Here is a 12,933-nt window from a genome sequence, read left to right as displayed (position 1 = left end):
CTATGCGCGCTTCTCGAGCGTGCGCCAGACCTCGGCCGGATCGATCCCCACGTGGCGCCAAAGCACGAGGAGGTGGTACAACAGGTCCGCGGATTCCGAGGCCACCTCGGCGCGCGCCGACGCATCCCGCTCCGCCTTCAGCCCGCTGAGCGCCACCTCGACAGCCTCCTCCCCGATTTTCTTGCCGATGCGTTCCGCGCCCTGCGTGAACAGATACGTCGTATAACTTCCGTCCGGCCGCTCGCGGTACCGGCTGTCGATCACGCCCCACAGCCGCGCCAGAGAAGACGCGTCCCACGGGTCCGCCGCTGCGACGGCGGGGCGTTTGTTTGAAGGTGTCCGGTTGCCATCCGCAGCCTCCTCGGCGGCGGCACCCGGCCCGCCCGCCGGTCCAGCGTTCCCGCCGACAGCGGCTGACGCCTCCAAGCCGCGATCTGCACCTGATCCGTCCGGCACCAGGCGGCGATGGAAGCACACCTGCTCGCCCGTGTGGCACGCCGGTCCCTCAGGTTTTACCCTATACAGCACGGCGTCGCAGTCGCAGTCCAAACGCACTTCCACCACGCGCTGCACGTTGCCAGACGTCGCGCCCTTGCGCCAGTACGCTTGGCGGGATCGGCTGTAATACCAGGCGTAGCCCGTCGCAAGCGTCCGCTTCAGCGCTTCGCGGTCCGCGTAGGCGAGCATCAGCACGTCGCCCGTCTCCGCATCCTGCGCCACCACAGGCACGAGGCCTGTCGCAGCATCATAGCGGACGCGAGCGAGCTCCACGTCTCCTTTCACAGCGGCCATCGCACCGGCACCCCCTTTTCATGCAGATAGGCCTTCAGCGCCGGGATGGAGATTTCCCCAAAGTGAAAGACGCTCGCCGCGAGCGCAGCATCAGCGCCTCCCGCCGTCAGGACTTCGGCGAAGTGATCCATCGTTCCGGCTCCCCCGCTCGCGATGACCGGCACGCGGACCGCATCCGCCACGCGGCGGGTGAGGTCGAGATCGTAGCCGGATTTGGTCCCATCCTGGCGAAAGCTCGTCAAAAGGATCTCGCCCGCGCCGAGCTGTGCCGCGCGCTTGGCCCACTCCACGGCGTCCGTGCCGGTGCCGAGCTTGCCTCCCTGCAGCATGACCTCGTACCGTCCGAGCGAATCGCTCCAACGCGCGTCGATGGCCACGACGACGCACTGCTCGCCAAAGCGCCACGCGGACTCCTCGATGAGCCGATGATTGCGGTACGCCCCGGTGTTCATCGACACCTTGTCCGCGCCGGAGAGCAAAAGCCTGCGCACGTCCTCCACCGTGGACACGCCGCCACCCACGGTGAGCGGAACATTGACCCGAGCGGCCACCTGTTCCACCACACGCAACATGGCCAAGCGCCCTTCGCTGGAGGCGGAGATGTCGAGGAGTACGAGTTCGTCGGCGCCTTCGCGGCAGTAAGCCTCCGCCAACGCCACCGGATCGCCGGCGTCGCGGCGATGGTCCAAGAAGCTGACGTGCTTGACCACGCGGCCGTCCAGCACGTCGAAACACGGGATAATGCGCTTGGTCAGCACGGGCTACCCTCCCCTTCCTGCGCGAGCCGGCGGAAAAGCTCGGCGAGATCGATCCGCCCGTCGTGCAGCGCCTTGCCGATCACGACACCCGCGAGGCCTGCGCGGCGCGCCGCCACCACGTCGTCGATGGAACCCACGCCTCCCGACACGATGGCAAAGAGCCCCGACTGCTGCACGCCGAGCGCGAGATCGAGATTCGGCCCGGCGCCGGTGCCGTCGCGTTCCACATCGGTGACGAGGGCCTGCACCAGGCCGACCTTGGCCAGCTCGCGGGCGAGATCGAAGATGGAACGCTCCGTCTGCTCCACCCACCCGGACACCGCAAGACGCCCTCTGCGGCCGTCAAGCCCCGCGATAAGCCGATCGCCGCCGAACTCCGACGCCCAGTCGGCGACGAGCTCCACGTGCTGCACCGCCGTGCCGATCACGACGCGCGCCACGCCCGCGTCCAGCCACCTGGCGATGGCGTCCCGGGTGCGGATGCCGCCGCCCACCTGCACCAGCGCCCCGTATGACGTGGCCGTCGCGACAATGGCGCGCACCGCCGGCTCGTTGTCACTTTGGCCGGAGCGGGCGGCGTCGAGATCGACCACGTGCAGAAAGCGGGCACCCGCCTCGCACAGGCGGCCGGCCACCGCCTCGGGATGGCCGCCGTAGCGCGTGACCTGCTGATAATCCCCCTGGCGGAGGCGCACCACTTCTCCGCCGAGGATGTCAATGGCAGGATAGACCGTGAACGGAAGGCCGCTCATGGGCTCACCTCCTCGAACAGCGCCGGATACGCGGCGAGGCGCACGAAATTTGCGAGAATGCGCTCGCCGACCGCACCGCTCTTCTCCGGGTGAAACTGCGTGCCCATGACGCGGCCGCGCGCCACCACGGCGGGCACGTCGACCCCCGCGTATTCGGTACTCGCGATCACGTCCTCACCTCGTTCCGCCACAGCATAGTAGGAATGGACAAAGTAGACGTAGTCCCCCTGCCGGACATCGCGCAACAGCGGATGATGAGGCGCGCGCACATCGAGGCCGTTCCAACCCATGTGCGGAACCTTGGCCCCGTCCGGAAAGCGGACGACGTGGCCCGGGATGAGATCCAACCCGCGAAACACGCCGTGTTCTTCCGAACTGGTGAACAAAAGCTGCATGCCGAGGCAGATGCCGAGGAGCGGGATGGACCGCTCCACGGCGTCCTGCACCACGTCGCACAACCCGCGGACGCGCATCTGGCTCATGGCGTCGCCGAACGCCCCCACGCCGGGCAGGACGACGCCTTGGACGCGCGTCCCCTCGGCCAGTCCATGCGCCCACTCGTCGCGCGTCGCCACCACGCGGCCTTCGCAGCCCACGCGGCGGAGTCCGCCGAGCACGCTGTGAAGGTTGCCAATGCCGGGATCGAGCACGATGATCATTCGAGCACCCCCTTGCTGCTGCGCACGCCGCCTCCCGTCTCCTCGACCGCCTCGCGCAACGCCTGGCCGAACGCCTTGAACAGGGCTTCCACCATGTGGTGATTGTTCTCCCCATAGAGCACCGCGAGGTGCAGCGCCATCCGGGCCTCGTTCGCGACCGACTTGAAAAATTCGTGCACGAGTTCCGTCGGAAACGTGCCGATGCGCGTGTCCGTGAACCTGGCCTGCAGCACGAACGCCGGCCGGCCGGACAGATCGATCACAGCCCGCGCGAGCGCCTCGTCCATGGGCACGTGCCGCTCCCCATAGCGGCGAATGCCGGCCTTATTGCCAAGCGCCTCCCGGATGGCGCGGCCCAGGCAAAGCCCGATGTCCTCGACGAGGTGATGATCATCGACGTCGACGTCGCCCGTCGCCGAGACGGTGAGGTCGAAAGACCCGTGCACTGTGAAGAGATGCAGCATGTGGCGCAAAAATGGGACAGGGAAGTCCATCAATGCCCGGCCCTCTCCGCGCAGGTTGAGCGACAGGCGCACCGACGTCTCGCCCGTCTCGCGCTCCAACGCCGCGACAAAAGTGGGAGTTCCCAGGTTCGTGCTCATCGCAACTCCTCCCTGCGGATTCGCACCGCTTCCCGGTGCGCCGTGAGCGATTCTGCGTCTGCGAGCGCCTCGATGTACCGCGCATGGCGGGCGAGGGTCTCAGCCGTGTACGTGGCTGCGGTCATCCGCCGCATGAAGTCGAGCGTGCCCAGTCCGCTCGAAAAGCGCGCGCTCCCGTGGGTGGGCAGCACGTGATTCGTCCCGGCGAAGTAGTCCCCCACCGGTTCGGGCGTGTACGGGCCGAGGAACACCGCACCGGCCGTGCGAAGCCCATCCAGGAGACGGCGCGGGTCCCGCGTGATGATCTCCACGTGTTCCGGCGCCATCCGGTTGGCGAGATCGACCGCGTCGTCCAAGCTTTCCACGAGCACGAGCGCCCCGTGGCGCTCCAGCGCTTCGCGCGCGATCTCCGTCCGCGGCAACGTGGACAGCTGCCGCACGATCTCGGCGTGCACCCTCTCCAGCACATCGCGCGCCGGACTCAGGCACACGGCCCCTGCCTCGACGTCGTGTTCCGCCTGGGCGAGCATGTCGGCCGCCACGTACGCCGGATTGGCCGAGTCATCGGCAATCACCACCACCTCGGTCGGCCCGGCGATGCTGTCGATCCCGACGTCGCCCATCACCATCCGTTTGGCCGTCGCGACGTACACATTGCCCGGCCCGACGATCTTGTCCACCCTCGCGATGGTCTCCGTCCCGTACGCGAGCGCCGCCACCGCCTGCGCGCCGCCGACCGCGTACATCTCCCGCACGCCGACCAGATGGGCCGCCGCCAAGACCGCCGGATGAGGAAGGCCGTCCGGCCCCGGCGGCGAGACCAGCGCGATGGACCGGACGCCAGCCACCTGCGCCGGGATGACGTCCATCAATACGGTCGACGGATAGGCCGCTCGTCCCCCCGGCGCGTACACCCCCACGCGCTCCAGCGGCCGCCAGAGCATCTCCAGGGTCTCCCCGTCGTCACCTTGGACGACGAGATCGGTCGGCAGCTGCGCCTCGTGAAACCGCCGAATACGCGCTGCCGCGCGCGCGAGCGCCTCCCGCACCTCTGGACGCAAGGCGTGAAACGCGGCTTCCATCGCCTCCGCGGGCACAGTGAGCGGCGCGTCCACACCGTCCAGCGCCCTCGTCAGGCTGCGCAGCGCTTCGTCGCCTCCCGCGCGCACCTCCTCCAGGATGCGCGCCACCGTTTCCCACACGCCGGCGTCACGGCCGGTCGTTCGCTCCCATGAAAACGAAGCCTGTTCGATCACGTCCACCCGATCAAGGCGCATAAGCGTTCCTCCTCGCGATGACCGCCTCCAGCCGCTCCACCAAGGCGGAGATTTCGCCGTGTTTCATCCGGTAGCTCGATCGATTCGCGACAAGCCGCGCCGAGATGTCGAGCACCTCGTCAAAGACGACGAGCCCGTTGGCCCTGAGTGTCTCCCCGGTCTGGACAAGGTCGAAAATGCGATCCGTCAAGCCGATCACGCTCGCCAACTCGATCGACCCGGCGAGCGGCACAATCTCCACCTGATGCCCCTGGCTGCGAAAATACCGGTCCGCGAGCTTCGGGTATTTCGTCGCCACGCGCCGCGGCGCGTGGTGGCGTTCGTCCTCCGGACCGGCCACGCACAGCTTGCACCGGGCGACGCCGAGGTCGATCAGTTCGTACATCTCCCGCTCCTGCTCGAGCAGAATGTCGTTGCCGACAACGCCCAGATCCGCCACGCCATAGGCGACGTACGTCGGCACGTCCGCGGGCTTCGCGAGGAGATAGCGCAGGGCAGAGCCTCGCCAAGGCACCTCGAACACCAGCGCGCGGCTCTCATCCCAGTCGCGCGGATAGGAGATGCCGGCCTCTTCCCAAAGCGGCACGACATCCTCCAGCGTGCGCCCTTTGGCCATTGCCACAGTCAGCATGCGCTCTCCCCCTCCTCCTGCGCCTCGAGGACGGCCATCACGCGCTCGACTTCGAACGCGAAGCCGACGGCCGGCGCATCGGCGCCAAATTGGGCCAGAAGCTCGTCGTAGCGCCCGCCCTGCGCGATGGGCGCGCCCACGCCGGGCGCAAACATCTCGAACACCAGTCCGGTGTAGTAGTCGAGCTCGCGGTGAAGGGCGAGATCGAACGTGATGACGTCCGACGCCAGGCCCGACGCCTCCAGCGCATCGGCCAGGCGGCAGAGGTATCGCCACGCCTCCCGCACGTCGGCTGCCGCGCGAGCGTCCGCGGCTTCCGCCAACAGCCCCTCGATCTCGCGCCCCGACACCTCGCGGGCGCGCTTCGCCGTATCGCGATCCGCGGGCGACCAAGCGAGCAGATTCGCGAGCAGGTCGACCTCCGTGCACGCGTGCCGCTGCCAAAGCTCCCGGAACTGCACGTAATTCCCACTCGTCAAGCACGAGAGAAGCGCCCGCGCGAGCCCCGCGGATACGCCCATCGCGTCGAGCAGCCGCGGCACCAATCGCGCGTGGCTCACCACGATGCGGTGATGTTTCACACCCGCCGCCGCGCTCGCCTCGTGCAGGAGGCGCAACACGTCCATGTCGACTTCGACGCTCGCCTCTTCCCCTATCCGCTCGATGCCGACCTGCGTCGACTCCGCGGCCTTGCCGCTCGCCCACGACAGGGAGGCCGGATCGTCCGTGCGCCGGTACACGCGTTCGCAGTAACACCAGCGAATGGGCGTCCGCCCCGCGGCGACGCGCGGCGCCGCCATGCGCGCGATGGACGGGGTCATCTCCGGGCGAAGGGCCACGGCGTCCCCGCCGCCGTCAAAGAGCCGGATCCAATCGCGGCTCGACTCGGGCGATCGCGCCCGAAGCAGCGTGTCCACGTATTCAAACAGTCCGCTCGTGACAGGCTCGTATCCCGCATCCTCCACAAACGAGAGCAGGCGGGTCTCCACCGACCTGCGGCGCTTCGCGAAGTCGGGGTAACCGTCCTGCATCCCTGGGGGCCGATCCGCAAATCCGCGAACAGCCTGCCAAGGGCTGGCGCCCCATCCGCTTCCGCTCCTCGTGGCATCCATGCCTCTCCAGCCTCCACGCCTTCTGCGCGCCTTCATCCAGACGGCGCTCTTTACTTCGCTAATATGCTAAAGCAAGCATATCGGACGGGAGCCCACATTGCAACTGGCCAAATGTAGGCGTCCATCCTCGGCGAGTCCGCCCGCATTCGCATACGGTGGATCGAACCACGCACAAGGGAGGAATGACAGTGGTCAAGTACATCGTCCAACCCGGTGACACGCTCGGAAACATCGCGGTCAAGTACGACACGACCGTGTCCGCCATCGTCCGGGCCAACGGCATCAAGAACCCCAACATGATTTATCCCGGCCAGGTACTGAAGATTCCGAGCAAACACTACGAGGACGTCAAGTGGAGCTCCCACGCGCACGACATGCACCACGACGGACATCACCACGCGCATCACGACATGCACACGCACCACAAGAGCTGGTACTGAAGGGCGATCGTCCCGACACAAAAAAAGCGCGCCCGCCTGTCGATCTCCCGACAGTCGGGCGCGCCTGTGCGCTCACCAAATGGAACCTGTCTCCGCGTACCGCTTCGCCATCGTATCGATTTCCTTTTTCAGTTCCGTCAGAAGATCCGCCTCTGGGATCTTGCGCACGACCTGACCCTTGCGGAAGAGAAGCCCCTCGCCCCGCGCTCCCGCGATGCCGATATCGGCCTCTCTCGCCTCGCCCGGGCCGTTGACCGCGCAACCCAGCACCGATACCTTGATGGGCGCGCGGATGTTCTGCACGTAATCCTCGAGCTCGTTGACGATGCTGATGAGGTCGATGTCGATCCGGCCACACGTCGGGCACGACACGATGGTCACTGCATCCGACACGATGTGGAACACCTTGAGCAGCTCGCGCGCGACCTTGACCTCTTCCACTGGATCCGCCGAAAGGGACACGCGGATGGTGTTCCCGATGCCCATGTGCAGCAGCGTGCCAAGCCCCGCCGCGCTCTTGATGGTGCCTCCAAACAAGGTTCCCGACTCCGTGATGCCGAGGTGGAGCGGATACCGGAATCGCTCCGCGGCCAGCCGATACGCTTCAATGGCGAGCGGCACATCCGACGCTTTCATCGAAATGACGATGTCGTCGAAGTCGAGATCCTCCAAGATCTTGACGTGATGCTCCGCGCTCTCCAACATCCCCTCGGCCGTAGGATAGCCGTATTTCTCCAGGATGTGCTTCTCGAGCGATCCGGCGTTCACGCCGATGCGGATGGGAATTCCGCGCTCCTTGCACGCTTTGACGACTTCCTCGACCTTCTCGCGCTTGCCGATGTTGCCGGGATTGATCCTCACCTTGTCCACGCCGTTCTTGATGGCCTCCAAGGCGAGGCGATGGTCGAAGTGGATATCTGCCACAAGCGGAATATGGATTTGCCGCTTGATTTCCTTAATAGCCTCAGCAGCTTCGCGGTTGTTCACCGTCACGCGCACGACCTGGCAGCCCGCGTCTTCCAAACGGTGAATCTGCTCCACCGTCGCCTTGACGTCGGCCGTCTTGGTCGTCGTCATGCTCTGCACAATGACCTGATTACTTCCGCCGATCACGACGTCGCCGACGCGAACCGGCTTCGTCTCCCAGCGACGATACATACTCTCGTCTCCCCGCTACGTGATGAGGTCTCATGACGGATCTTACCGAACGAAGGGCCGTCCTTCAACCAATACGCGCTTTACGGCGCGCTCATGCGCACCACAATGCGCACAGCCTCACCCGCTGCCAGCCGATCGAATCCTTCGTTGATGTCGTCGAGATCGATCACGTCCGAAACCAGCCGATCAACAGGGAGCTTGCCTTGCTGGAACAAGGCAATGAAGCGAGGGATGTCGCGGGAAGGGATGCAGCTGCCGACGTACGAACCGCGAATCGTGCGCTCCTCCGCCGCCAAAAGCACCTGCGGCACGCTCCATTCGTGGCGAGGATCAGGCAGTCCGGTGGTCACCGTCGTTCCCCCGCGACGCGTCACCCTGAACGCCGTCGTCATGGCGGCGACGGCGCCCGCCGTCTCAAACACGTACTCCAGGCCACCCGAAGAATCCGCGCGCACCTTGTCGATCACGTCGGGATCGCGCGCATCGTAAACGTGCGTGGCCCCGAGATCGCGCGCGAAGGCGAGCTTCTGCGGATTCACGTCGATGGCCGCAACGTGCCGCGCGGAAGACGCCACGGCCCCGAGCAGTGCGGCGAGCCCGACTCCGCCAAGCCCGACGATGCCCACGGACGCCCCCACGGGAACGCGCGCCGTGTTGACCACGGCGCCGACGCCCGTCATGACGGCGCAGCCGAAGAGCGCCGCGTGCTCGAAGGGGAGCGACGGATCGATCTTGACCAGCGATCGGCGAGACACGACGGCGTATTCGCTGAACGCCGACACGCCGAGGTGGTGGTTCACGGGCTTGCCGTGAAGGCGCAGCCTGCGCGCGCCGGATAACAGCGTGCCGCGGCCGTTCGCCTCAGCACCCGGTTCACAAAGAGCCGGCCGGCCCTCTTGGCATGGGCCGCAGTGGCCGCAACTCGGCACGAAGGCGCACACGACGTGATCGCCAGGTGCGAGGTCGTGCACGCCCTCCCCAAGCTCCATCACTTCGCCGGCCGCCTCGTGCCCGAGCGCCATCGGCATCGGACGCGGACGGGCCCCTTGAATGACGGAGAGATCGGAGTGACACAGCCCTGCCGCGCGGACGCGGATCAGAACCTCGCCCGGTCCCGGTGGGTCGAGTTCCAATGTCTCCAAGCGAAGCGGCCGCGTGGATGCATACGGCGGCTTGGCTCCCATCTCCATAAGCACCGCGGCTCGTGTCCGCACACTCGATTCCCCCATTCTCGTCTCCGCGTGACGCCGTGGTTTTACGCAAACGAGGTGATGACGTTGAAACCCTTCGTCTCGAAGCGAAGCATGCGCTCAAACACGTCGTTCACCTCAGCGAGACTCACCTCGCGCTCCACGAGCGCCTTGGGCCGCAGCCTCCCCGCGGCGACCAAGCGCATCAGCCCATCGAACGCCACGTGTGGGTTGCCAAAACTGCCGATGAACTCGATTTCCCCGGTCGTCATGATGTCGACCGGCAGCGCCACCATGCCTTGCTCCGCCGAAGACGTGAGGCCGACCTGGACATGGCGCCCGCCTTTGCGAAGGCACCGCACGGAGTTGAACACCGTCTCGGCCAGTCCGAGCGCATCGATGCTCACATGCGCACCGCCGCGCGTGACCTGCTTGATGGCCTTGAACACGCGCTCCTCACGGCGGCTGTTGATGGTCACCGCTGCGCCTTCCGCCTTGGCCTTGGCCAGTTTTTCGTCGTCGATGTCGACGGCGATCACCTGAGCGCCGATGGCGTGCGCCGTCTGAATCGCGGACAGCCCGACCCCGCCCGCTCCGTGCACAGCCACCCACTCACCCGGCTGCACGCGCCCGCGCATCACGGCGTGGAACCCCGTCATGTATCGGCAGCCCATGGCCGCGGCGGTCACAAAATCGACCTCGTCGGGCAACCGGATCAGGTTGAAGTCCGCGTTGGGGACGCGCACATATTCAGCAAAGCAACCGTCGTAGGTGGCGCCGTAAAATCCGAACTCGTCGCACAGGTTGGACCTGCCCGACTGGCACTGTGGACAACGGCCGCACCCGTTGTGAAAGGGCACCGTGACGCGATCGCCCGCGCTGAAGCGCTTGACGTTGCGCCCGACGGCAACCACTTCGCCCCCGAACTCATGTCCCAGCGTGATGGGCAACTGGGGCCGAATCCCCACCCACGCGAGTTCTCCCTGCCAGATGTGGAGATCGCTTCGGCAGACGCCGGCCGCGCGCACGCGGACGATGGCATCCTCTGGCCCCGGCTCGGGATCCGGCACCGTCTCGATGGAAAACGGCGTGCGAAACGACAGCAGGCGAGCAGCTTTCACTTGTGCAACATCCTTTCATGGATGAAATCTGAGACATGCGTGCAGACGGACGAAATCGTTTACATCCACATCCCTAGCAAACCGGACTCTCGCTTCAATGTCAATAGGAACGCGAGAGCCCCTGTGACGCGCCGCTCGACGCGCCACAGGGGCGTTTTCGTTCAGAGAATGGAAACCGAGAGGACCGACACAATACAGAGCGCTGTGAGGTAGATGAGCGAAAAGCGAAAGACCTGGTTCGCCCAGTCCATATCCTTTTCCGGCGGAATGAAAAGTCCCTTCACCGCGAGGAACAGGAACCAGAGTCCCAGCCCGCCCATCACGACGAAGTACAGCCATCCTTCCGCCCCCAGCACCGTGAGCATCAGCGAGACCGGCACCATGGCGGCCGTGTAGAACACGATCTGCCGCTTGGTCTCGCGAAAGCCTCGCACCACGGGCAGCATGGGAATACCGGCGGCCCGGTAATCCTCTGTCTTCTTCATGGCGAGCGGCAAGAAGTGCGGAGGCTGCCACAGGAAGAACGTGAAAAACAGGCACCATGCCGCGAGAGACAGCGAACCGCCGCTGCCGGCCGCCCACCCGATGAGCGGCGGCATGGCGCCGGAGATGCCGCCGAGCACGGTGTTCAGCGTCGTATGCCGCTTAAACCACACGGTGTACAGGTACGAATACACGAAAAGACCGACGAACGCGCAGAGCGCGGCCTGCCAATTCACACCCACAAGCAACACCGCGAGCCCGACGGCGCTCATCGTCAGTCCAATCGCGAGCGCCGCGACGGGCGACACCTTGCCCCTTGCCACGGCCCGCATCTTGGTCCGGGGCATGCGCTGATCAATGTCGCGATCGTAAAAATTGTTGAGCGCCGCGCCGCCCGCAACCACGAACATCGTTCCGAGAAGTGTGAGCAACATGGTCCCAAGCGGCGGGTGGCCGCCCGACGCCACCCAAAGCCCTGCGAATGTGGCCATGAGATTGGCGATGGTAATGCCCCACTTCATAATGGATAGATAATCGCGAAGCGTGGCCCGCGCGGATTCAACGCCCTTCGGAGGTTCCTGGTACACAACGCCGTTTGCTTGCAACGGATCATCACATCCTTCGCCTTGAGGCCACAAATGTCCCCGCGTTGACCCATCTTTCCGTTCACTATCGTTGCAAAGCGAAGGCCGAAACTCAATGGCTGCGCCTGATTTGTCATCCAACCGACATACTTTGGCCCCTGAAAAGACACAGATTGCAGTATAGCCCGGCAGGGTCCGGTTTAGTATAATTGCCGTGGAATGACACGAGCTAGGGAGAGAAACGTATGCCCCTTTGGCTGTCGGGAATCGTCGCTTTCGCGCTGGCCTACATGCTGGCGCCGCACATGCGAAAACTCGCGCTACGGTACCGTTTTGTCGATCTTCCGAACGAGCGAAAGATTCATCGGGATCCGCTCCCTCTGCTCGGCGGAGCCGCCATCTTCGCAGGCGTGCTCGGGGCATGTCTCGCAGGTGCCTTCTGGAGGGACTGGCTGAAAACGCCATACATCGGCGTCATGATCGGCGCCGCGATGCTGTTCGTGATAGGCCTTCTGGACGACTACTATAAGACGCGGGGCAAAGATTTCTCCGTCGGCATTCGCTTCGTGGTTCAAATCCTCGCGGCGCTCATGGTGCCGCTCTTCGGCGGAGCGATCCAGGGATTCACGTCCCCCTTCGGAGGCCACCATTTCGTGGCCATTCCCCCGTACCTTTCGCTCTTCCTCACGCTGTTGTGGATTGTCGGCGTGACGAACGTCTTCAACTTTCTCGACGGCGTCGACGGCCTCGCCGCAGGCATCGCGGCCATCTCCGCGACGACGCTGTTCTTTGTTGCGCTCATCAAGGGCGACAGCGCGTCGGCTTGGTTTGCAATTGCGGTGACAGGAGCCGCCGTGGGTTTCCTGCGCCACAACTTCTATCCTGCGCGAATCATCATGGGCGACGCGGGATCGACCGTTTTGGGCTATCTGCTCGCGTCGATTGCGTCGGTCGGCGCATTCAAATCCGCGACCGTCGTGTCCATCGGTGTGCCGATTCTCGCGTTGGGTGTACCCATCTTCGACGCGGTTCGCGTCGTTTTCCTGCGGGCTCGGGCTGGCCGCCCGGTGTACAAGCCAGACCAGAACCACGTGCACCACTGGCTCTTGCGCCTGGGACTCACGCAGGTTCAGACGGTGACCGTCGTCTACCTCATCAGCGCTTGTTTCTCCCTGGTGTCGATGCTGGTCCTGCTCTTGAACAGAGGATGATGGATGGCCCGCCCGGCCCTTGCGGCCGGGTTTTTCTTCGCACAGGACACCCCGTCCCCTCGCCTTGCGTAAATTCCTCCATGGTAGTAGAGTGACAGAGGATTCGTCTCGTGCGAACGCTTCCAAGCCCTCGCCTCTCGCAGGTTTTCGATATCGGTATCGG

At 65.2% G+C, this 12,933-nt stretch carries 14 protein-coding genes; 2 read left to right on the top strand and 12 right to left on the bottom strand.

The window, feature by feature from the left end; all coding sequences use genetic code 11:
* The 8 genes from hisIE to J3481_RS02740 are packed head-to-tail and all read right to left on the bottom strand — an operon-like array spanning position 1 to position 6,583.
* The gene (gene hisIE / locus J3481_RS02775; RefSeq protein ID WP_206831385.1) at positions 1–792 is read right to left on the bottom strand and encodes a bifunctional phosphoribosyl-AMP cyclohydrolase/phosphoribosyl-ATP diphosphatase HisIE; all 792 of its coding nucleotides are present in this window, start codon (positions 790–792) and stop codon (positions 1–3) included.
* Positions 780–1,550, bottom strand: coding sequence for an imidazole glycerol phosphate synthase subunit HisF (hisF, locus tag J3481_RS02770; RefSeq protein ID WP_206831383.1), 771 nt, complete (start codon positions 1,548–1,550; stop codon positions 780–782). The genes hisIE and hisF overlap by 13 nt, the downstream gene beginning before the upstream one ends.
* Positions 1,544–2,302: a 1-(5-phosphoribosyl)-5-[(5-phosphoribosylamino)methylideneamino]imidazole-4-carboxamide isomerase gene (locus J3481_RS02765; RefSeq protein ID WP_206831382.1), complete on the bottom strand. Its 759-nt coding sequence runs from the start codon at positions 2,300–2,302 to the stop codon at positions 1,544–1,546. The genes hisF and J3481_RS02765 overlap by 7 nt, the downstream gene beginning before the upstream one ends.
* A complete protein-coding gene (gene hisH / locus J3481_RS02760) occupies positions 2,299–2,961 on the bottom strand; it encodes an imidazole glycerol phosphate synthase subunit HisH (RefSeq protein WP_206831381.1) in 663 nt (220 codons plus the stop codon). Before hisH ends, J3481_RS02765 begins: the two co-directional genes overlap by 4 nt.
* Positions 2,958–3,563, bottom strand: a complete 606-nt coding sequence (gene hisB, locus J3481_RS02755; RefSeq protein ID WP_206831380.1) for an imidazoleglycerol-phosphate dehydratase HisB — start codon at positions 3,561–3,563, stop codon at positions 2,958–2,960. The genes hisH and hisB overlap by 4 nt, the downstream gene beginning before the upstream one ends.
* Complete coding sequence (gene hisD, locus J3481_RS02750) at positions 3,560–4,840, bottom strand: histidinol dehydrogenase (protein WP_206831379.1); 1,281 nt, start codon at positions 4,838–4,840, stop codon at positions 3,560–3,562. The genes hisB and hisD overlap by 4 nt, the downstream gene beginning before the upstream one ends.
* A complete protein-coding gene (gene hisG, locus J3481_RS02745) occupies positions 4,830–5,471 on the bottom strand; it encodes an ATP phosphoribosyltransferase (RefSeq protein ID WP_206831378.1) in 642 nt (213 codons plus the stop codon). The genes hisD and hisG overlap by 11 nt, the downstream gene beginning before the upstream one ends.
* The gene (locus J3481_RS02740) at positions 5,465–6,583 is read right to left on the bottom strand and encodes an ATP phosphoribosyltransferase regulatory subunit (RefSeq protein ID WP_206831376.1); all 1,119 of its coding nucleotides are present in this window, start codon (positions 6,581–6,583) and stop codon (positions 5,465–5,467) included. Before J3481_RS02740 ends, hisG begins: the two co-directional genes overlap by 7 nt.
* Before the next feature lie 182 nt (positions 6,584–6,765).
* Between J3481_RS02740 and J3481_RS02735 the strand changes: the two genes are divergently transcribed.
* Positions 6,766–7,023 (top strand): LysM peptidoglycan-binding domain-containing protein, encoded by a 258-nt coding sequence (locus tag J3481_RS02735; RefSeq protein ID WP_236011051.1) that lies wholly within the window; start codon positions 6,766–6,768, stop codon positions 7,021–7,023.
* Positions 7,024–7,095: 72 nt separating this feature from the next.
* On the opposite strand, the gene ispG is transcribed toward J3481_RS02735, so the two are convergent.
* The 4 genes from ispG to cyoE form a co-directional block, all read right to left on the bottom strand.
* Positions 7,096–8,181: a flavodoxin-dependent (E)-4-hydroxy-3-methylbut-2-enyl-diphosphate synthase gene (ispG, locus tag J3481_RS02730; protein ID WP_206831374.1), complete on the bottom strand. Its 1,086-nt coding sequence runs from the start codon at positions 8,179–8,181 to the stop codon at positions 7,096–7,098.
* Positions 8,182–8,261: 80 nt separating this feature from the next.
* On the bottom strand, positions 8,262–9,395 hold the full coding sequence (locus J3481_RS02725; RefSeq protein ID WP_206831372.1) for a zinc-dependent alcohol dehydrogenase family protein: 1,134 nt from the start codon (positions 9,393–9,395) through the stop codon (positions 8,262–8,264).
* 41 nt (positions 9,396–9,436) lie between these two features.
* A complete protein-coding gene (locus tag J3481_RS02720; RefSeq protein WP_206831371.1) occupies positions 9,437–10,492 on the bottom strand; it encodes a zinc-dependent alcohol dehydrogenase family protein in 1,056 nt (351 codons plus the stop codon).
* Between the two features lie 161 nt (positions 10,493–10,653).
* Positions 10,654–11,580 (bottom strand): heme o synthase, encoded by a 927-nt coding sequence (cyoE, locus tag J3481_RS02715; protein WP_206831370.1) that lies wholly within the window; start codon positions 11,578–11,580, stop codon positions 10,654–10,656.
* Between the two features lie 224 nt (positions 11,581–11,804).
* Here cyoE and J3481_RS02710 point away from each other — a divergent pair, with 224 nt between their 5' ends.
* Positions 11,805–12,770 carry an MraY family glycosyltransferase gene (locus J3481_RS02710; protein ID WP_206831369.1) on the top strand — a complete coding sequence of 322 codons (966 nt, stop codon included), beginning with the start codon at positions 11,805–11,807 and terminating at the stop codon, positions 12,768–12,770.
* The last annotated feature ends 163 nt before the right edge of the window (positions 12,771–12,933 follow it).

The sequence above is a fragment of the Alicyclobacillus fructus genome (assembly GCF_017329605.1).
GTDB lineage: Bacteria > Bacillota > Bacilli > Alicyclobacillales > Alicyclobacillaceae > Alicyclobacillus > Alicyclobacillus fructus.
This window is presented reverse-complemented; position numbering and strand designations above follow the sequence as displayed.

Coding starts and splice junctions, on each gene's coding strand:
- J3481_RS02740 (WP_206831376.1), bottom strand. CDS start 6,583: ATGGATGCCACGAGGAGCGGAAGCGGATGGGGCGCCAGCCCTTGGCAG.
- hisD (WP_206831379.1), bottom strand. CDS start 4,840: ATGCGCCTTGATCGGGTGGACGTGATCGAACAGGCTTCGTTTTCATGG.
- J3481_RS02765 (WP_206831382.1), bottom strand. CDS start 2,302: ATGAGCGGCCTTCCGTTCACGGTCTATCCTGCCATTGACATCCTCGGC.
- hisH (WP_206831381.1), bottom strand. CDS start 2,961: ATGATCATCGTGCTCGATCCCGGCATTGGCAACCTTCACAGCGTGCTC.
- ispG (WP_206831374.1), bottom strand. CDS start 8,181: ATGTATCGTCGCTGGGAGACGAAGCCGGTTCGCGTCGGCGACGTCGTG.
- hisIE (WP_206831385.1), bottom strand. CDS start 792: ATGGCCGCTGTGAAAGGAGACGTGGAGCTCGCTCGCGTCCGCTATGAT.
- J3481_RS02710 (WP_206831369.1), top strand. CDS start 11,805: ATGCCCCTTTGGCTGTCGGGAATCGTCGCTTTCGCGCTGGCCTACATG.
- hisB (WP_206831380.1), bottom strand. CDS start 3,563: ATGAGCACGAACCTGGGAACTCCCACTTTTGTCGCGGCGTTGGAGCGC.
- hisG (WP_206831378.1), bottom strand. CDS start 5,471: ATGCTGACTGTGGCAATGGCCAAAGGGCGCACGCTGGAGGATGTCGTG.
- J3481_RS02735 (WP_236011051.1), top strand. CDS start 6,766: ATGACAGTGGTCAAGTACATCGTCCAACCCGGTGACACGCTCGGAAAC.